The sequence below is a fragment of the Micromonospora sp. CNZ322 genome, from assembly GCF_007827755.1.
In genome coordinates this window covers 80,485-97,750 of sequence record NZ_VITD01000003.1, presented here as the reverse complement: position 1 = coordinate 97,750, position 17,266 = coordinate 80,485, and the positions used below count along the sequence as shown (strand labels likewise).

Annotated in this window: 17 protein-coding genes; 8 read left to right on the top strand and 9 right to left on the bottom strand. The window is 70.1% G+C overall.

The features are described 5' to 3' along the window. The first annotated feature begins 73 nt into the window (after positions 1-73). Entirely contained in the window at positions 74-886 is an 813-nt protein-coding gene (locus tag FB453_RS09030; protein ID WP_145789086.1) for an MBL fold metallo-hydrolase, read from the top strand. Between the two features lie 219 nt (positions 887-1,105). Here FB453_RS09030 and FB453_RS09025 read toward each other — a convergent pair whose 3' ends face one another. Together FB453_RS09025 and FB453_RS09020 are read right to left on the bottom strand one after the other, a co-directional pair. After that, positions 1,106-2,056, bottom strand: a complete 951-nt coding sequence (locus tag FB453_RS09025) for a malate dehydrogenase (protein ID WP_112583765.1) — start codon at positions 2,054-2,056, stop codon at positions 1,106-1,108. 139 nt (positions 2,057-2,195) lie between these two features. After that, entirely contained in the window at positions 2,196-3,056 is an 861-nt protein-coding gene (locus FB453_RS09020; protein ID WP_088950132.1) for a bifunctional methylenetetrahydrofolate dehydrogenase/methenyltetrahydrofolate cyclohydrolase, read from the bottom strand. Between the two features lie 483 nt (positions 3,057-3,539). On the opposite strand from FB453_RS09020, the gene FB453_RS09015 reads away from it, so the two are divergent. The 5 genes from FB453_RS09015 to FB453_RS08995 all read left to right on the top strand — a co-directional run bounded on the left by FB453_RS09015 (position 3,540) and on the right by FB453_RS08995 (position 9,280). Beyond that, the gene (locus FB453_RS09015) at positions 3,540-5,141 is read left to right on the top strand and encodes a peptide ABC transporter substrate-binding protein (RefSeq protein ID WP_112675764.1); all 1,602 of its coding nucleotides are present in this window, start codon (positions 3,540-3,542) and stop codon (positions 5,139-5,141) included. 197 nt (positions 5,142-5,338) lie between these two features. Continuing rightward, the gene (locus FB453_RS09010) at positions 5,339-6,277 is read left to right on the top strand and encodes an ABC transporter permease (protein WP_112583767.1); all 939 of its coding nucleotides are present in this window, start codon (positions 5,339-5,341) and stop codon (positions 6,275-6,277) included. Continuing rightward, positions 6,270-7,226 (top strand): ABC transporter permease, encoded by a 957-nt coding sequence (locus FB453_RS09005; RefSeq protein WP_145789084.1) that lies wholly within the window; start codon positions 6,270-6,272, stop codon positions 7,224-7,226. The genes FB453_RS09010 and FB453_RS09005 overlap by 8 nt, the downstream gene beginning before the upstream one ends. Positions 7,227-7,233: 7 nt before the next feature. Beyond that, complete coding sequence (locus tag FB453_RS09000) at positions 7,234-8,265, top strand: ABC transporter ATP-binding protein (protein ID WP_112583768.1); 1,032 nt, start codon at positions 7,234-7,236, stop codon at positions 8,263-8,265. Continuing rightward, positions 8,246-9,280, top strand: coding sequence for an ABC transporter ATP-binding protein (locus tag FB453_RS08995; RefSeq protein WP_112583769.1), 1,035 nt, complete (start codon positions 8,246-8,248; stop codon positions 9,278-9,280). The genes FB453_RS09000 and FB453_RS08995 overlap by 20 nt, the downstream gene beginning before the upstream one ends. 99 nt (positions 9,281-9,379) lie before the next feature. Here FB453_RS08995 and purH read toward each other — a convergent pair whose 3' ends face one another. From purH to FB453_RS08980, 3 genes are read right to left on the bottom strand one after another with little or no spacing between them, the layout of a single operon-like run. Beyond that, positions 9,380-10,951: a bifunctional phosphoribosylaminoimidazolecarboxamide formyltransferase/IMP cyclohydrolase gene (gene purH, locus FB453_RS08990; protein ID WP_145789082.1), complete on the bottom strand. Its 1,572-nt coding sequence runs from the start codon at positions 10,949-10,951 to the stop codon at positions 9,380-9,382. Continuing rightward, positions 10,948-11,568, bottom strand: a complete 621-nt coding sequence (gene purN / locus FB453_RS08985) for a phosphoribosylglycinamide formyltransferase (RefSeq protein WP_145789080.1) — start codon at positions 11,566-11,568, stop codon at positions 10,948-10,950. The genes purH and purN overlap by 4 nt, the downstream gene beginning before the upstream one ends. Further along, positions 11,565-11,759: a hypothetical protein gene (locus FB453_RS08980; RefSeq protein WP_145789078.1), complete on the bottom strand. Its 195-nt coding sequence runs from the start codon at positions 11,757-11,759 to the stop codon at positions 11,565-11,567. The genes purN and FB453_RS08980 overlap by 4 nt, the downstream gene beginning before the upstream one ends. 98 nt (positions 11,760-11,857) lie before the next feature. Between FB453_RS08980 and FB453_RS08975 the strand changes: the two genes are divergently transcribed. Beyond that, positions 11,858-12,412: a DUF4190 domain-containing protein gene (locus FB453_RS08975; RefSeq protein ID WP_112583772.1), complete on the top strand. Its 555-nt coding sequence runs from the start codon at positions 11,858-11,860 to the stop codon at positions 12,410-12,412. 97 nt (positions 12,413-12,509) lie between these two features. Here FB453_RS08975 and FB453_RS08970 read toward each other — a convergent pair whose 3' ends face one another. Next, the gene (locus FB453_RS08970; RefSeq protein ID WP_145789076.1) at positions 12,510-13,799 is read right to left on the bottom strand and encodes a cell division protein PerM; all 1,290 of its coding nucleotides are present in this window, start codon (positions 13,797-13,799) and stop codon (positions 12,510-12,512) included. Positions 13,800-13,998: 199 nt separating this feature from the next. On the opposite strand from FB453_RS08970, the gene FB453_RS08965 reads away from it, so the two are divergent. Continuing rightward, positions 13,999-14,265, top strand: a complete 267-nt coding sequence (locus tag FB453_RS08965; RefSeq protein ID WP_112583774.1) for a DUF4190 domain-containing protein — start codon at positions 13,999-14,001, stop codon at positions 14,263-14,265. Between the two features lie 72 nt (positions 14,266-14,337). On the opposite strand, the gene sucD is transcribed toward FB453_RS08965, so the two are convergent. From sucD to icmB, 3 genes are all read right to left on the bottom strand, one after another. Continuing rightward, complete coding sequence (sucD, locus tag FB453_RS08960) at positions 14,338-15,225, bottom strand: succinate--CoA ligase subunit alpha (protein WP_030337831.1); 888 nt, start codon at positions 15,223-15,225, stop codon at positions 14,338-14,340. 2 nt (positions 15,226-15,227) lie between these two features. Then, entirely contained in the window at positions 15,228-16,406 is a 1,179-nt protein-coding gene (sucC, locus tag FB453_RS08955; RefSeq protein ID WP_112583775.1) for an ADP-forming succinate--CoA ligase subunit beta, read from the bottom strand. 431 nt (positions 16,407-16,837) lie between these two features. Continuing rightward, positions 16,838-17,242 carry a coenzyme B12-dependent isobutyryl CoA mutase small subunit gene (icmB, locus tag FB453_RS08950; protein WP_030491849.1) on the bottom strand — a complete coding sequence of 135 codons (405 nt, stop codon included), beginning with the start codon at positions 17,240-17,242 and terminating at the stop codon, positions 16,838-16,840. Between the last annotated feature and the right edge of the window lie 24 nt (positions 17,243-17,266).

The window sequence follows — 17,266 nt, the reverse complement described above, 5'->3', positions numbered from 1 at the left end:
AGCCCCCAGCCGGCCTCGACCGGCCGGCGGAACCGGGCTGCGCGGAACAGGAATGCCCTGGAATCATCGTCCGATGCCACTGAACCGCACCCTCGGGTCTATCACGGTCACCGCACTCACCGACGGCGAGGGTGCCTTCTTCCAGCCCCGCGCGGAGGCGTTTCCGCAGGCCACAGCGGGGCACTGGGCGGAGGCCGACCGGCGCGACCCCGGCTCGGTGACCGCCGACGGGCAGTGGTGGCTGCCGTTCCGCAGCTTTGCGATCCGGGTCGGCGACGGGCCGGTCACGCTGGTCGACGCCGGGATCGGCCCGGCCGACGCACCCGCCGCGAGTTGGGCGCCCGTGCCGGGGCGACTGCCCGCCGAGTTGGCCGCCGCGGGCATCGACCCCGCCGATGTCGACACTGTCGTCCTGACCCACCTGCACAGCGATCACATCGGCTGGGCGGTCACCGGCACGACGGGGCTGCCGTACTTCCCGAACGCGAGCTACCTGCTGCAGCGCGCCGAACTCGACGCGGCGGAGACGCTCAACCCCGGGCTGCCTGCCGGCCTCATCGCGCCCTTGCGCGCCGCCGGCCAGCTCCGGGTGGTCGACGGCGAGACCGCCCTCACCCCAGCGGTACGTCTGCTGCCCACCCCGGGCCACACGCCCGGTCACCAGTCGGTGCTCCTGACCTCGGCCGACGAACGGATGCTGCTCACCGGGGACCTACTGGTGCACATGGTGCAACTCGTCGACCCCGACCTGGCATACGCCCACGAGGAGGACCCGGACCTGGCCCGCACCTCCCGGCTGACCGCCCTACGCACCCACTCCCCCACCGTCCTGGCCACCCCCCACCTCGGCACCCCCTTCACCCCCCACCAGCCCACCCAGGCCTGAAGCGCGATCCCAATCGAAAATCCGCCCACCCCCCAACTGGTTGATCAAGAGGTTTGCGTCACCGCAGGCGCGATTTTTGACGCAAACCTCTTGATCAACCGGGGGCGGGGAGGGCGGAGTCGGGGAGGGCGGAGCCGGGGTCGGCGGGGAGGGGCTGGACGGCGAAGGGCGCGCCGGGTTTGCCGGCGCGCCCTTCGCTGGTGCTGTGGTTGGGGGGAACTACATGCTGGAGATGTCGCCCTGCTTGGCGCGGACGGCTTCCGCAGCCTCCAGGAGGCTGGCACGCTCGTCGGCGTCCAGGTCGGTCTCGACGACCCGCTTGACGCCCTCGGCGCCGATCTCGGCCTCGACACCCAGGTAGACACCGGAGATGCCGTACTCGCCGTCAACCCAGGCGCAGACCGGCATGACCTCGCCGGAGTCCTCCGCGACGGCCTTCGCCATCCGAGCCGCGGCGGCGGACGGGGCGTAGTAGGCAGAACCGGTCTTGAGCAGCGCGACCACCTCGGCGCCACCGTTGCGGGTCTTGACGACCAGCTCCTCGATCTGCTCGGCCGGCATGGCGTCGCGCAACGGCTTGCCGTTGACGGTGCTCTTCGACGGCACCGGGACCATGGTGTCGCCGTGCGAGCCCAGGGTCAGCGTGCGTACCGAGGCCACCGGCACGTTCAGCGCCTCGGCGACGAAGTTGCTGAACCGGGCGGTGTCGAGCATGCCGGCCTGGCCGAGCACCCGGTTCTTCGGGAACTGGGTGGCGAGCTGGGCCAGCGCGGTCATCTCGTCCAGCGGGTTGGAGACCACGATGACGACGGCGTTCGGGGCGTACTTGGCGACGTTCTCGGCGACCTGGCGGACGATCTTGGCGTTGGTCTCCAGCAGGTCCATCCGGCTCATGCCGGGCTTGCGCGGCAGACCAGCGGTGATCACGACGACGTCGGAGCCCTCGATGCTCTCGTAGCCCTCACCGTTGGGGCCGGTGGTCACGCCGACGACCTTGGTCTCGAAGCCCTCGATGGCCCGGGACTGGTTGAGGTCGAGCGCGAGGCCCGCGGGCTTGCCCTCCACGATGTCGGTGATCACTACGGTGTCGAAGACGTCGTACTCGGCCAGGCGCTGTGCGGTGGTGGAGCCGTAGAAGCCAGCCCCGACGACAGTGACCTTCTTACCCATGGTCGTCCCACTCCCTGATACCAGTCGGTTTTCCGGACCGTATCAGTCATCCTGGCACCGATCAGGCCAGGGGCGGCGGCCATCGCCGGGATGGGGTGAACGTCACCGCCGTCCTGGTTCGACGCTACCGAGGTGCGGGTCAGCCGCGCTCGGCACGCTCGACGACGTTGGTGAGCAGCATGGCCCGGGTCATCGGGCCCACCCCGCCGGGCATGGGGACCAGCGCGCCGGCCGTCTCAGCCACCTCCGGGTCCACGTCGCCGGTGTAGCGACCCTTGCCGTCCGCGCCGATCACGCGGGTGATGCCGACGTCCACCACCACCGCGCCGGGGTTGATCATGTCGGCGGTGAGCAGACCCGGTACGCCGGCCGCGACGATGACGATGTCCGCGGCCCGGGTGTGCGAGGCGAGGTCGAGCGTGCCGGTGTGGCAGAGGGTGACAGTGGCGTTCTCGCTGCGCCTGGTGAGCAGCAGGCCGAGCGGTCGGCCAACCGTGTTGCCGCGACCGACCACCGCTACGGTGGCCCCGCGCAGCGCCACGTCGTGCCGGCGGAGCAGCTCGACGATGCCGCGCGGGGTGCACGGCAGCGGACCGTCGTAGCCGAGCACGAGCCGACCCAGGTTGACCGGGTGCAGACCGTCGGCGTCCTTGTCCGGGTCGATCAACTCAAGCACCCGCTGGGTGTCGAGGTGGGCCGGCAGCGGCAGTTGAACGATGTAGCCGTGGCACGCCGGGTCGGCGTTCAGCTCGGCCAGTACGTCGTCGACCTGCTGTTGGGTGGCGTCGGCCGGCAGTTCGCGGCGGATCGAGGCGATGCCCACCTCGGCGCAGTCGCGGTGCTTGCCGTTGACGTACGCCTGGCTGCCCGGGTCCGCACCGACCAGGACCGTGCCGAGCCCGGGGGTGATGCCGCGTTCCGCGAGTGCCTTCACCCGGATGCGCAGCTCGTCCTTGATCTCCGCTGCGGTTGCCTTGCCGTCCAGAAGCGTCGCCGTCACGACCAGATCGTCTCACGGCCGCCGCCCGCGGATCAGACGACCTCGCTCCAGGCCGTCCGCCGCCCTGTGGCGGTGGGGCGGCCACCGGACGGGCCGGGCCAGGGTGGGTGACCGCTACTGGAGTCACCGTGCGTGAGGTGTTGCTAGTCACCTTCGGTGACAATTTGTGGGTTCGATCACGCTCGAACCAGACAGGCGGGACCAGCTCCACGGAGACCGGACGGCCGCCCCAGGCGGCGCCCGGACGGTCGAGCGGGGGCAAACACGTCGCCCACCATCGCGATTTCCGCAGGCCAACGTCGATAAACCCGGTTTGGGGTAGCAGATTCACTCGCCCTCGACAAGAGAGGCAACCCCGGACCGTTACCCACCCGCAACCGCGTCGTTGTCGAAGGCCCGTCGCCGACCTACCGTTACCGCTTGTTGCGCAGCGTAACCCAGCGTCGGGCCTGACTGCGCAGCGTGAGGAGATGAGGAGGCTCAATGCGAGTTCGTAGACTCGCCGCCTGGACCGCCCTCCCGCTCGCGGTGACGCTGGGCCTCGCGGCCTGCGGCAGCGGCGGAGACGGTGGATCCGGTGGCAGCGACAGTTCGGTGGTCAGCATCCAGATCGCCGAGCCGAAGCACCTGGTTCCCACCAACACCACCGAGACGTCCGGGTCGCAGGTGCTCGCCGGCCTGTTCAGCCCGCTCGTCGACTACGACGCCCAGAACAAGCCGTACGAGGTCGCCGCGCAGTCGATCACCTCGTCCGACAACAAGGTCTGGACGATCAAGCTCAAGGACGGCTTCACCTTCCACAACGGTGAGAAGGTCACGTCCGAGGACTACATCAACGCGTGGAACTACGGCGCGTACGCCCCGAACGGCCAGGACAGCAACTTCTTCTTCGAGAAGATCGCTGGTTACGCCGACCTGCAGGGCAAGGCGCCGAAGGCCAAGGAGATGTCCGGTCTGAAGAAGGTCGACGACCTCACCTTCACCGCGACGCTCTCCGAGCCGTACATCGACTTCAAGACGACGCTGGGCTACAACGCGTTCTTCCCGATGCCGGACGCCGCGTTCTCGGCTCCGGGCGTGCTCAAGGACTCCTACGAGCAGGCGCCGATCGGGCAGGGCCCCTTCAAGATGAAGGGCGCCTGGCAGCACGACAGCAAGATCGACGTCGAGCGCTACGACGCGTACCCGGGCGAGAAGCCCAAGGTCAAGAACATCGAGTTCCGGATCTACCAGCAGCTCACCGCGGCCTACGCGGACGTCCTGGCGGACAACCTGGACGTGCTGCCCACGATCCCGACCGAGAGCCTGAGCACCGCGCCGAGCGACCTGGGCGACCGGTACAGGACCAGCCCGATGTCGTCGTTCCAGTTCCTCGCGTTCCCGACGTTCGACAAGGACTACAGCAGCCCGGACGTGCGCAAGGCCATCTCGATGGCGATCGACCGTGACGAGATCACCAAGTCGGTCTTCAAGGGTTCGCAGACGCCGGCTCGTTCCTTCGTCTCGCCGGTCCTGCCGGGCTACCGCGAGAACACCGCGGGCAAGGCAGGCGAGTTCAACCCGACCGAGGCCAAGAAGCTCTACCAGGCCGCCGGCGGTCCGTCGAAGATCGTCATCTCGTACAACGGCGACGGCGGGCACAAGGACTGGGTCGACGCCACTGTCAACCAGCTCAAGGCAAACCTGGGCGTCGACGCGGTCGGCTCGGCCGAGCCGAAGTTCGCCGACCTGCTGACCAAGGTCGAGAAGAAGACGCCGGTGGGTGCGTTCCGGATGGGTTGGGTCATGGACTACCCGACCATGGAGGACTACCTCGGCCCGCTGTACAGCACGAACGGCTCGTCGAACTACTACGGATACAGCAACCCGGAGTTCGACAAGCTGGTCAAGGAGGGTTCCGCCGCCAAGACGCAGGACGAGGCGATCGCCAAGTACCAGCAGGCGGAGGACATCCTGGCCAAGGACATGCCGGTGATCCCGCTCCGCTTCGGCGAGAACGTGTTCGGCCACTCGTCCAAGGTCAAGAACGTGGAGATGGACCTGTTCCAGCGGGTCAACCTCGTCAAGATCGAAGCAGCCAGCTGAGCTGACCATGGTGCGGGCCACCCGGGCGACGATGCCCGGGTGGCCCCGACCGCGCCACCGGGGCCGGGCCGCAGCAGCGGACCCGGCGTCGGTGGCGCCGGCTCCCCCGGGCCGGACGGCACGTCTCGGATATTTCGGGTACGACCAGAGATGCCGTCCTGCGACCCTTTCGCACATTTCCGGAGAGACTGCTAAGCATGTTCCGCTACATCCTGCGGCGCCTACTGCAGATGGTCCTGGCGTTCTTCGGGACCACCCTGATCGTCTACGCGCTGACATTCGCCGGGCAGGGCGACCCGATCCAGGCGCTCGCCGGCGAACGGCCGGTGACGCCAGCGCAGCGGGCCTACCTCACCGAGAAGTACAACCTGGATCAGACGGGCGTCGGCGGCTTCTTCTACCGCTACTTCGACTACGTGAAGGACCTGCTCCAGGGCAACCTGGGCGAGTCGCTCACCGGTCGGAGCATCGGTGACATCCTCCAGCAGGCCTGGCCGGTCACCGTTCGGCTCGCGCTCATCGCGCTCGCCGTGGCGATCATCTTCGGTGTCACCGCCGGGGTCCTCGCCGGCATCCGCCGGGCCAGCATCTTCGACAACTCGACGCTGGTGCTGACCCTGCTGGTGCTGGGCATCCCGACGATCGTGCTGGCGCCGCTGGCGCAGTACTTCCTGGGCGTCAAGTGGCAGCTCTTCCCACCCACCGCCGGCTCCGACCCGACGTTCTACGCGCTCCTGCTGCCGGGCATCGTGCTCGGCTCGCTGTCGCTGGCCACCGCCCTACGACTCACCCGGGCCTCGGTGGCGGAGAACCTGCGCGCGGACTACGTCCGGACCGCCCGGTCCAAGGGCCTGGTCAAGCGGCGCATCGTCATCGTCCACGTGCTGCGCAACTCACTGATCCCGGTGGTCACCTTCCTCGGTGTGGAACTGGGCAACCTGATGAGCGGCGCGATCATCACCGAGGGCGTCTTCAACATCCCCGGCGTGGGCTTCAACCTCTTCCGCGGCATCCGCACCGAGGACGGCCCCCTGGTGGTGGGCATCGTCAGCGTGCTCGTCGTGGTCTACCTGGTCTCGAACCTGGTGGTGGACGTCCTGTACGCCGTACTCGACCCGAGGATCCGCTATGAGTGATTTTGAAACTGTGGCGGCCACCGAGAACCAGGCCGCGCGACGTGGCCCCTCGGGGGAGCCGGGCACACCCAACCAGGTCGGCGCCGCGAACAAGCCCCGCAGCCTGGCCGGAGACGCCTGGCGCGACCTGCGCCGCAACCCGATCTTCTGGATCTCGCTGGCGCTGGTCGTCATCTTCACCCTGATGGCGCTGCTCCCCGGGGTCTTCACCGCCAACAACCCGAACGACTGCCTGCTCTCCCGGCAGCACGCCGGGCCGTCCGGCGGGGCCATCTTCGGGTACGACTTCCAGGGCTGCGACACGTACTCCCGGGCGGTCTACGGCACCCGGGCGTCGTTGCTGGTCGGCGCGCTCGCCGCGCTCGGCACCGGCATCATCGCGCTGGTGGTCGGCATGCTGGCCGGTTACTTCGGCCGCTGGGTCGACGCGGTGCTCTCCCGGGTGATCGACGTGGTGCTCGGCATTCCGCTGCTGCTGGCCGCGATCGTGCTGCTCAAGCGGGTGTCCAGTGACAGCCAGGCGGCTCGGATCGGCGCCGTCGTCTTCGTGTTGGCCCTCCTCGGCTGGACCACCGCCGCCCGCGTGGTCCGATCCTCGGTGATCACCGCCAAGGAGCAGGACTACGTCGCGGCGGCCCGGATGCTCGGCGCCGGCAACAGCCGGATCATGTGGCGGCACATCCTGCCGAACTCGCTGGCCCCGGCCATCGTCGTACTGACCATCGCGCTCGGCTCGTTCATCGCGGCCGAGGCGACGCTCTCCTTCCTCGGCATCGGCCTGAAGGCGCCCACCATCTCGTGGGGGCAGGACATCGACACCGGCCGGATCCACATGCGGGAGGCGGCCACCCCGTTGATCGTCCCGTCGGCCTTCCTGGCGCTGACCGTGCTGGCGTTCATCATGCTCGGCGACGCGATCCGTGACGCCTTCGACCCGAAGCTGCGGTGAGAACACCATGACCGTCAATCCAACTCCCGCCTCTGCCACCCCCGAGGGCGGCCACCTGCTGGAGCTGCGGGACCTGCACGTCGAGTTCCGCACCAACGAGGGCGTCGCCCGGGTGATCAACGGTGTGTCGTACCACCTGGACGCCGGCGAGACCCTTGCCGTGCTCGGCGAATCCGGCTCGGGTAAGTCGGTCACCGCCCAGGCGATCATGGGCATCCTGGACACCCCGCCCGCGTTCGTCCGCTCCGGCCAGATCCTCTACCAGGGTGAGGACCTGCTCACCCGCTCCGAGGAGCAGCGCCGGCAGGTACGCGGCAAGGAGATCGCGATGATCTTCCAGGACGCGCTCTCCGCCCTCAACCCGGTCTTCCCGGTCGGCTGGCAGATCGGTGAGACGCTGCGCCAGCGCGCCGGCATGTCCCGAGCCGACGCTCGACGTCGTGCAGTCGAACTGATGGATCTGGTCAAGATCCCGGGTGCCGCCAAGCGGATCGGCGACTACCCGCACCAGTTCTCCGGCGGCATGCGGCAGCGCGTCATGATCGCCATGGCGTTGGCGCTGGACCCGAAGGTGCTGATCGCCGACGAGCCCACCACGGCCCTCGACGTGACAGTGCAGGCCCAGATCATGGATCTGCTGGCCGACCTACGCCGGGAACTCAACATGGCGATGATCCTGATCACCCACGACCTGGGTGTGGTCGCCGGTGTCGCGGACCGGATCGCGGTCATGTACGCCGGCCGGATCGTCGAGCACGCCGACGTCCGCTCGCTCTACAAGGCGCCCGCCCACCCGTACACCAAGGGGTTGTTGGAGTCGATCCCGCGCCTGGACGTTCGCGGCCAGGAACTGTCGACGATCAAGGGGTTGCCGCCGAACCTGATGCGCATCCCGTCCGGCTGCCCGTTCCACCCCCGGTGCCCCTACGTCCAGCAGGTCTGCGTGGACGAGGTGCCGCACGACCTGGTCCTCGGCGACGGCCGGACCAGCGCTTGCCACTTCGCGCAGGAGGTCCGTGATGACAGCGTCGCCCGCTAACCCCACCAAGGTCCGCGGCGAGACCATCCTCTCCGTCGACAACCTGGTGAAGCACTTCCCGATCACTCAGGGTGTGCTGTTCCAGCGGCAGATCGGAGCGGTGAAGGCCGTCGACGGGGTGAGCTTCGAGCTGCGTCGGGGCGAGACGCTCGGCGTGGTCGGCGAGTCCGGCTGCGGCAAGTCCACCCTCGCCCGGCTGCTGATGCGGCTGGAGACGCCCACCTCCGGACGCGCCACCCTGGAGGGCAAGGACCTGTTCAAGGCTTCCGGGGGTGAGCTGCGCCGGCTGCGCCGCAACATGCAGATGGTGATGCAGGACCCGTACACCTCGCTGAACCCGCGGATGACCGTCGGCGACATCATCGGCGAGCCGTTCGAGATCCACCCGGATGCCGCGCCGAAGGGCAGCAAGGCCAAGCGGGTCCAGGAGCTGTTGGACCTGGTCGGGCTCAACCCGGAGCACATCAACCGGTACCCGCACCAGTTCTCCGGCGGTCAGCGTCAGCGCATCGGCATCGCCCGCGCCCTCGCGCTGAAGCCCGAGGTGATCGTCTGCGACGAGCCGGTGTCGGCGCTCGACGTCTCCATCCAGGCCCAGGTGATCAACCTGCTCAAGCAGCTACAGGGCGAGCTGGGGCTCTCGTACATCTTCATCGCGCACGACCTGTCCGTGGTGCGGCACATCGCCGACCGCGTCGCGGTGATGTACCTCGGTCGGATCGTCGAGATCGGCACCGAGGACGAGATCTACGAGCGGGCCACCCACCCGTACACCCAGGCTCTGCTCTCTGCCGTGCCAGTGCCGGACCCGGAGGCCCGCGACCAGCGCAACATGATCCGGCTGGTCGGCGATGTGCCCAGCCCGGCCGACCCGCCGAGCGGGTGCCATTTCCGGACCCGCTGCTGGAAGGCCCAGGAAGTCTGCGCCGTCGAAGACCCGGCAACGGTCCCGAGAGCGGCGGACCCCCACCCGTCCGCCTGCCACTTCGCCGAACTCCGCCCCACCCCGGCCTGACCGGCCCAGACCCCTGCTGTTGATCATGAAGTTATTGCCCTGACACGCCGACGTGCAGGGCAATAACTTCATGATCGACGGGGTCTGGCCCCGGTGGGGTTAGTGGAAGAAGTGGCGGGTACCGGTTAGGTACATCGTTACGTTTGCCTTTTTGGCCGCTTCGATGACTTCTTCGTCGCGGATGGAGCCGCCGGGCTGCACGATGGCGCGGACGCCGGCGTCGATGAGGATCTGCGGGCCGTCGGCGAACGGGAAGAACGCGTCCGAGGCGGCGACCGAGCCGCGGGCCCGGTCGGCGCCGGCGCGGCTGACCGCGAGCTGCGCCGAGTCGACCCGGTTGACCTGACCCATGCCCACGCCGACGGTGGCGCCGTCCTTGGCGAGCAGGATCGCGTTGCTCTTCACCGCGCGGACCGCCCGCCAGGCGAACGCGAGGTCCCGCAGCAACTCCTCGTCGGCGGCCTCGCCGGTCGCCAACTGCCAACTCGCCGGGTCGTCGCCGGGGGCGTTCACCCGGTCGGCGACCTGGGCCAGCACGCCACCGGTCACCGGCCGCAACTCCACCAGCGCCGGCTTCCAGGCCGGTGCCCGCAGCAGCCGGATGTTCTTCTTGCCCTGCAACACCTCGACCGCGCCCTCGTCGAAACCGGGGGCGACCACCACCTCGGTGAAGATCTCGGCGACCTGCCGGGCCAGCTCAACCGAGACCGACCGGTTGACCGCGATGACACCGCCGTACGCCGACACCGGGTCGCAGGCGTGCGCCCGGCGGTGCGCCTCGGCGACGTCCGCGCCGATCGCGATGCCGCACGGGTTGGCGTGCTTGATGATCGCCACCGCCGGCTGGTCGGCGAAGTCGTTCGCGGCCCGCCAGGCGGCGTCGGCGTCGACGTAGTTGTTGTAGGACATCTCCTTGCCGTGCAGCTGCTCGGCCTGGGCCAGCCCGGCCGGGGCGTCCGGGTCGGTGTAGAGCGCGGCGGGCTGGTGCGGGTTCTCGCCGTAGCGCAGTGCTGTCGACCTGCGCAGCGCCAGCCCCGCGAACTGCGGCCACCAGTCGTCGGCGGGTGCCAGCTCTCGGGCGCACCACTGGGCCACCGCGACGTCGTACTCGGCGATGTCGGCGAACGCCCGGGCGGCCAGCGCACGACGCTGGGCCACTGTGAAGCCACCCTCGCTGAGCGCGCCGAGCAGCGCCGGGTAACCGGCCGGGTCGGTGAGCACGGCGACCGAGGCGTGGTTCTTGGCGGCGGCCCGCACCATGGCCGGGCCACCGATGTCGATCTGCTCCACGCACTCCTCGACGTCGGCGCCGGAGGCGACGGTCGCCTGGAAGGGGTAGAGGTTGGAGACCAGCAGGTCGAACGCCGCCACGCCCAGCTCGTCCAGCTGCGCCACGTGCGTGTCCTTGCGCAGGTCCGCGAGGAGACCCGCGTGCACCTTCGGGTGCAGGGTCTTCACCCGGCCGTCGAGCACCTCGGGGAACCCGGTCACCGTCTCCACCGGCGTGACCGGCACCCCGGCGGCGGCGATGGTGCCCGCCGTGCTGCCGGTGGACACGATCTCCACGCCGGCCGAGTGCAGGGCCTGAGCCAGCTCGACCAGCCCGGTCTTGTCGTAGACGCTGACCAGCGCCCGCCTGATCGGGCGGCGCCCGTCCTGAGTGGGACTCACGGAACCGTGACCTTCCTTCCGGTGATGGTCCAGCCTTCGCGGACCAGCCGACCGACCTGCTCGACGAGCTGGCGTCGCTCGGCTTCCTTGATGCGCTCGGTGAGCGTGTCGACGTCGTCGTCGTCCAGCACCGGCACCGCTACCTGCGCGACGATCGGCCCGGTGTCCATGCCGGCGTCGACGAAGAAGAGGGTGGCCCCCGTGAGCTTCACGCCGTAGGCGAGTGCGTCACGCGGGCCGTGGATGCCGGGAAACGCCGGCAGCAGCGTGTTGTGCGTGTTCAGGTAGCGGTCGCCGAAGGCGGCGAGGAACTGCGGACCGACCAGCTTGAGGAAACCGGCGGAGATGACCAGGTCGGGTTGGTGCTTCGCGACGTGCGCGGTGAGCGCGCGGTCCCAGTCCTCCCGGGTGTCGTGGTCGCGGACCCGTTCGACGAAGGTCGGCACCCCCGCCGCCTCGGCCCGGTCCAGGCCCGCGATGCCGTCGCGGTCCGCGCCGACCGCGACGACCTGTGCGCCGTACGCGGGGTCGGCGGCGGCATCCAGCAGCGACTGAAGGTTGCTCCCGGAGCCGGAGATGAGGACGACGATGCGGGCGACAGGCGCGGGCTCGGTCACCGGGCCACCCTATCGGGCAGGTCAGGGACGCCCTCCGGCTGGGCGGCGCGCCGATCTTCGACGGTGCCGACGTGCGTCGACCCGGTACGCTGCCGCTCGCTCGGGTCGAACGCCGCACCGGCCCACACACCGCCCCTGATCCGGCACACGAAGCGGTCGACAAGGGCCCGTTTGCCTGCTTTGGGAGACATGTCGTCCTGTTGCTGTACTGGGCTTTGGGAGGACTGACCGCGATCATGGATGGAAACAAGAGCACCAACTGACGGAACCAGTCCAAGGAGCTTCTCGAATGCAGCCCGGTAACCCCGGTCAGGACCCGTACGGCCAGCAGCCCAACCAGGACCCGACCGCTCCCCAGCCGCCGGCAGCCCCGTACGGCCAGCAGCCCACCTCCGGCCAGCCGTACGGTCAGCAGCCGCAGGACCCGTACGCCGCGCCGCAGGCCCCGTACGGTCAGCAGCCCACCTCGGGGCAGCCGTACGGTCAGCAGCCGCCGTACCAGGACCCGTACGCACAGCAGCAGCCCCCGTACGGCGCCGGCCCGACCTACCCGAACGCCGGGTACCCGCAGGCACAGGGGCAGAACAACACCCTCGGCCTGGTGTCGATGATCCTCGGTATCGCGTCGATTCCGCTGGTCTGCTGCCTGTACCTGGGCATCCCGGTCGGCATCGCGGGCATCGTGACCGGCTACCTCGCCAAGCAGAAGGTGGCCCAGGGGCAGGCAAACAACGCCGGCCAGGCCAAGGCCGGTCTGATCTGCGGCGCGGTCGGCGTCGGGCTGGGCATCCTGCTGCTCATCCTGAGCGTCGTGGCGCAGGTCAACCTGCCCACCCAGCCCTGACGGGCTCGGATTCGACGGGGCGCTCCGGGTTCGCCCGGGGCGCCCCGCGCTCGTCTACCGCGCGGGTCGCCAGGTCAGCGCCCGGGTGGCTGGGGCTCTACTGTGCGGGCCCGCGGGTCAGCGCCCGGGTGGCGGCGGCGCCGAGCAACGCGCCGACCGCGATGACACCGGCCGCCACCGCCCCGACCTGCCAGCCCACCGGCCCGACCTGGGACAGCCGACCGGCGCCGAGCGGCCCGCCGGAGACCGCCGCGGCCGCACCGAGCACCACCCCGGCCACCGGCCCGGCCAGCACCGCCGGCGCCAGCAACTCGGCCCAGCGCTGCGCAGCCCGCTCCGGCGCGGCGAGTCGGGCCACCCGCCGGGCGAGCAGCCAACCGGCGACCATCCCGGCCAGCACCGGCACCGCGAGCAGCAGGGCGCCGAAGCCGTCCACCGGGCCGCGCGGCAGGCCAGCGAGCAGCGGAACGGCCGGCAGCGCGCCGACCGACACCTCGCTGGTACGGACCGCGGTGTCGGTCCCGACCGCGAACCCCGGCCCGAGCAGGTAACTGGTCGACCAGACCGCCGCGTTGGGCGCGTAGGCGACGCTGACCAGGGTGATGCCGGCCTGCCCGGCGACCCCGGTCCGGTACGCCCCGATCATGTCGGCAGCGTCGCCGCCGCCGGTGGCCACCGCCAGGCCGGCCGCGCCCGCGCCCGCGCCGAGCAGCAGCAGCCCGGCCACCAGGCCGGTGCGAACGCCGTCGCGCACCGGGCCCGGAAGCCGGGTGACGAGCAGCCGGGTCACGGCGGTGATCCGGACCGCGCCGACCAGCGCGGCGAGTGTGCCGACCGCCGCGAACGTGGCGCCCGCCCGGATCAGCGACACATTCGGCCCACCCGTGCCGACCAGCACCGCCGCGAGCGCGCCGAGCAGCGCGTACGCCACACCGACCGCGACCGCGGCGAGCAGTGCCCGGCGCGGTGAGCGGGTGTCGCGAGCACCGATCGCGCGGCTGACGTGCACGCCGGCGCGGGTCAGCCGCCAGAGCGCGAGCACTGTCAGCGCCAGCGGGGCGAGCCCGAGCGGCCCGGTCTCGGTGTGCAACGGCACGCCGTGCCCGAGCAGCCAGCCGGCCAGCGCGGTGCGCAGGGCGCCGGTCACTGTGGTGCCATCCGCGCCGAGCTGCACCAGGCCGAGCACGATGGCGACCGGCAGGTACGAGGTGAGGGCGGCCCAGCAGGCGGCCACCCCGGCAGCGACGGGCAACGGCGCCCGCCCGCGCGGCGACCCGCCCGCGCGGGGCGCGGGCACCCGCCGGGCCGGTGCGGCACGGTCGACCGGCCGGTCGTCGGCGCTCACACCGCCGGGACGGCTGGGACGGTCAGGGGTGACGGGGGACATCCGCTCTACTCTGGCACGTCGCGCGGGCGGTGGCAGTCCGTTAACCCCTCCTAAGGTCGGCGAGTTCACCGAACCGACGTCCTGCCCACCCGGGCCGGTCTAGCCTCGGCCCTGAGGGGGCGCGAGTCCCGCCACCCCGGACGGGCCCGCCGGTCGCGGTCCGGGCCGGCACGTCGCCCATGACCGCTCGGAGGACGCTGTGACGACGCCATACCCGCCTCCCCCACCACCACCGGCCCAGGGACGCGACCGAACCACCCTCTGGGGCGTGCTGGGCATCGTGCTGGGGCTGATCTGCTGCGGCATCTTCGGCATCGTCTTCGGCTACCTGTCCATCCGCGACGCCCGGCGGTACGGGCAGTCGCCGCTGCTCGGTTACCTCGCCATCGCGCTCGGCGTGATCAACATCATCGGCGGGGCGATCCTGCGCTCGACCGGCAACTACCCGTTCTGGAACAACGACTGACCAGCGCGGAGCGCGCGTACGCCGAAGGGGGTCGACCGTGACGGTCGACCCCCTTCGTGTTGCCTGACCGGCTCAGCTGCCGGACATGATCTCCCGCATCAGCTTCGCGGTCTCGGTCGGCGTCTTGCCGACCTTGACGCCGACGGCCTCCAGTGCCGCCTGCTTCGCCTCGGCGGTGCCGGCCGAGCCGGAGATGATCGCCCCGGCGTGACCCATGGTCTTGCCCGGCGGAGCGGTGAAGCCGGCGATGTAGCCGACCACCGGCTTGGTGACGTTGGCCTTGATGAACTCGGCGGCCCGCTCCTCGGCGTCGCCACCGATCTCACCGATCATGACGATGGCGTCGGTCTCCGGGTCGGCCTCGAACGCCGCGAGGGCGTCGATGTGGGTGGTCCCGATGATCGGGTCACCGCCGATGCCGACGCAGGTGGAGAAGCCGATGTCGCGCAGCTCGTACATCATCTGGTAGGTCAGCGTGCCGCTCTTGCTGACCAGGCCGATCCGGCCGGAGCCGGTGATGTCGGCCGGGATGATGCCGGCGTTGGACGCGCCCGGCGAGGCGATGCCCGGGCAGTTCGGCCCGATGATCCGGGTCCGCTCGCCCTGCGCCACGTTGTACGCCCAGAACGACGCGGTGTCGTGCACCGGAACGCCCTCGGTGATCACCACGGCCAGCGGGATCGCGGCGTCGATCGCCTCGACCACGGCGGCCTTGGTGAACTGCGGCGGCACGAAGATGACCGTGACGTCGGCCCCGGTCTCGGCCATCGCGTCCGCGACGGACGCGAAGACCGGCAGCTCGGTGCCGTCGAAGTCGACAGTCTGGCCCGCCTTGCGCGGGTTGACGCCACCGACCACGTTGGTGCCGGCGGCCAGCATCCGCCGGGTGTGCTTGGAACCCTCGGAACCGGTCATCCCCTGGACGATGACCTTCGAGTCCTTGGTCAGCCAGATAGCCATGATCAGACCCCCGCAGCTGCCAGCTCGGCGGCCCGCTCGGCCGCACCGTCCATGGTGTCCACCCGCTGCACGAGCGGGTTGTTCGCGCTGTCCAGGATCGCCCGGCCAGCCTCGGCGTTGTTGCCGTCGAGACGGACGACGAGCGGCTTGGTGACCTGCTCGCCGCGCTGCTCCAGCAGGGCCAGCGCCTGGATGATGCCGTTGGCAACCTCGTCGCAGGCGGTGATGCCGCCGAAGACGTTGACGAAGACGCTCTTCACGGCCGGGTCGGAGAGCACGATCTCCAGCCCGTTCGCCATCACCGCGGCGCTCGCGCCGCCGCCGATGTCGAGGAAGTTGGCCGGCTTGACGTTGCCGTGCCGCTCACCGGCGTACGCGACCACGTCGAGGGTCGACATGACCAGACCCGCGCCGTTGCCGATGATGCCGACCTCACCGTCGAGCTTGACGTAGTTGAGGTCCTTGGCCTTGGCGGCCTGCTCCAGCGGGTCCACGGCGGCCTGGTCGACAAGCGCCTCGTGGTCCGGGTGCCGGAACGCGGCGTTCTCGTCCAGGCTGATCTTGGCGTCGAGCAGGAGCATCCTGCCGTCGCCGTTCTTGGCGAGCGGGTTGACCTCGACCAGGGTCGCGTCCTCGGCGACGAACGCCTGCCACAGGCCGACGGCGATCTCGACCACCTGGTCGGCAACCGCAGCCGGGAAGCCGGCGGCGGTCACGATCTCGCGGGCCTTGGCCTCGTCCACGCCCTTCACGGCGTCGATCGGGGCCTTCACGACCTTGTCGGGGGTCTCGGCGGCGACCTGCTCGATGTCCATGCCGCCGGCGACGCTGGCGATGCAGAGGAAGGTGCGGTTCGCCCGGTCGAGCAGGTACGAGAAGTAGTACTCCTCGGCCACGTCCGCGGTCACCGTGATCATGACCTTGTGGACGGTGTGACCCTTGATGTCCATGCCGAGGATGTCGGTGGCACGGGCCACCGCCTCATCCGGGCCCTCGGCCAGCTTGACGCCGCCGGCCTTACCTCGGCCGCCGACCTTTACCTGCGCCTTGACGACCACACGGCCGCCAAGACGTTCGGCGATCGCGCGGGCCTCTTCCGGGGTAGTGGCGACGCCGCCGGCCAGCACGGGCAAGCCGTGCCGCTCGAACAGGTCCCGCCCCTGGTACTCGTACAGGTCCACGATTGCGCGTCCCGTCCCGTCTCCGCGGCGCGCCGTCGCGCCGCCACCAGCGTTCAGAAAACAGTTTGACGCCTGTCATCAGTTGAAACAGGCCATTGGCCGCAGCCTAGCGAGGTCGGCACCACCGGCAACCGAGCGGGTGCACGGTGTGCGGTAATGCACAACCGGACATCAGGTGTGGCCGGTTTCCGGCCATGACTCGGGTGGCATCCACCGTCCGGGCGATGTTGTCCGGCTTGCGTAACCCTGCCGTGGGGGCGTCGTTGAGTCAGATGTCGGAGCGCTGAACAGCGCAATGACGGGATACGGCCGATGCCCTGTCGGTCGAGGGGTGGCGGCGGGGCATCGTGCATAGAGGGGCCGGACGTGTGAGGGGTGCGTCCGGCCCCTCCCCCGTGCCCAAAACCCGGTGACGCAGCAATCGGCGTGCCTCAGGAAACCGGCTGGGCCACGTTCTGTCGGACCCACTCGACAATCGCCTGGGTGGTGGCGCCCGGCGTGAAGATCTTCGCGACGCCCAGCTTCTCCAACTCGGGAATGTCGCCGTTCGGAATGATGCCGCCACCGAACACGACGATGTCGCGAGCGTCCCGCTCACCGAGCAGTTCCAGCACCCGCCGGAAGAGCGTCATGTGCGCGCCGGAGAGCACGGACAGGCCGACCGCGTCGGCGTCCTCCTGGATGGCGGTCTCCACGATCTGCTCGGGGGTCTGGTGCAGGCCGGTGTAGACGACCTCCATGCCGGCATCCCGCAGGGCGCGCGCGACGACCTTCGCGCCCCGGTCGTGGCCGTCCAGGCCAGGCTTCGCGACGACGACCCGAATCCGAGAGCTCATCAGCGCACACCTTTCACCGGCTTG

Bases quoted from the DNA above. Each gene is read 5' to 3' on its own strand.
- FB453_RS09010 (WP_112583767.1), top strand. From the start codon at position 5,339: ATGTTCCGCTACATCCTGCGGCGCCTACTGCAGATGGTCCTGGCGTTC.
- FB453_RS08995 (WP_112583769.1), top strand. From the start codon at position 8,246: ATGACAGCGTCGCCCGCTAACCCCACCAAGGTCCGCGGCGAGACCATC.
- FB453_RS09015 (WP_112675764.1), top strand. From the start codon at position 3,540: ATGCGAGTTCGTAGACTCGCCGCCTGGACCGCCCTCCCGCTCGCGGTG.
- FB453_RS08970 (WP_145789076.1), bottom strand. From the start codon at position 13,799: ATGTCCCCCGTCACCCCTGACCGTCCCAGCCGTCCCGGCGGTGTGAGC.
- FB453_RS09025 (WP_112583765.1), bottom strand. From the start codon at position 2,056: ATGGGTAAGAAGGTCACTGTCGTCGGGGCTGGCTTCTACGGCTCCACC.
- FB453_RS09000 (WP_112583768.1), top strand. From the start codon at position 7,234: ATGACCGTCAATCCAACTCCCGCCTCTGCCACCCCCGAGGGCGGCCAC.
- FB453_RS09005 (WP_145789084.1), top strand. From the start codon at position 6,270: ATGAGTGATTTTGAAACTGTGGCGGCCACCGAGAACCAGGCCGCGCGA.
- FB453_RS08975 (WP_112583772.1), top strand. From the start codon at position 11,858: ATGCAGCCCGGTAACCCCGGTCAGGACCCGTACGGCCAGCAGCCCAAC.
- FB453_RS08980 (WP_145789078.1), bottom strand. From the start codon at position 11,759: ATGTCTCCCAAAGCAGGCAAACGGGCCCTTGTCGACCGCTTCGTGTGC.
- FB453_RS09030 (WP_145789086.1), top strand. From the start codon at position 74: ATGCCACTGAACCGCACCCTCGGGTCTATCACGGTCACCGCACTCACC.
- icmB (WP_030491849.1), bottom strand. From the start codon at position 17,242: ATGAGCTCTCGGATTCGGGTCGTCGTCGCGAAGCCTGGCCTGGACGGC.
- sucD (WP_030337831.1), bottom strand. From the start codon at position 15,225: ATGGCTATCTGGCTGACCAAGGACTCGAAGGTCATCGTCCAGGGGATG.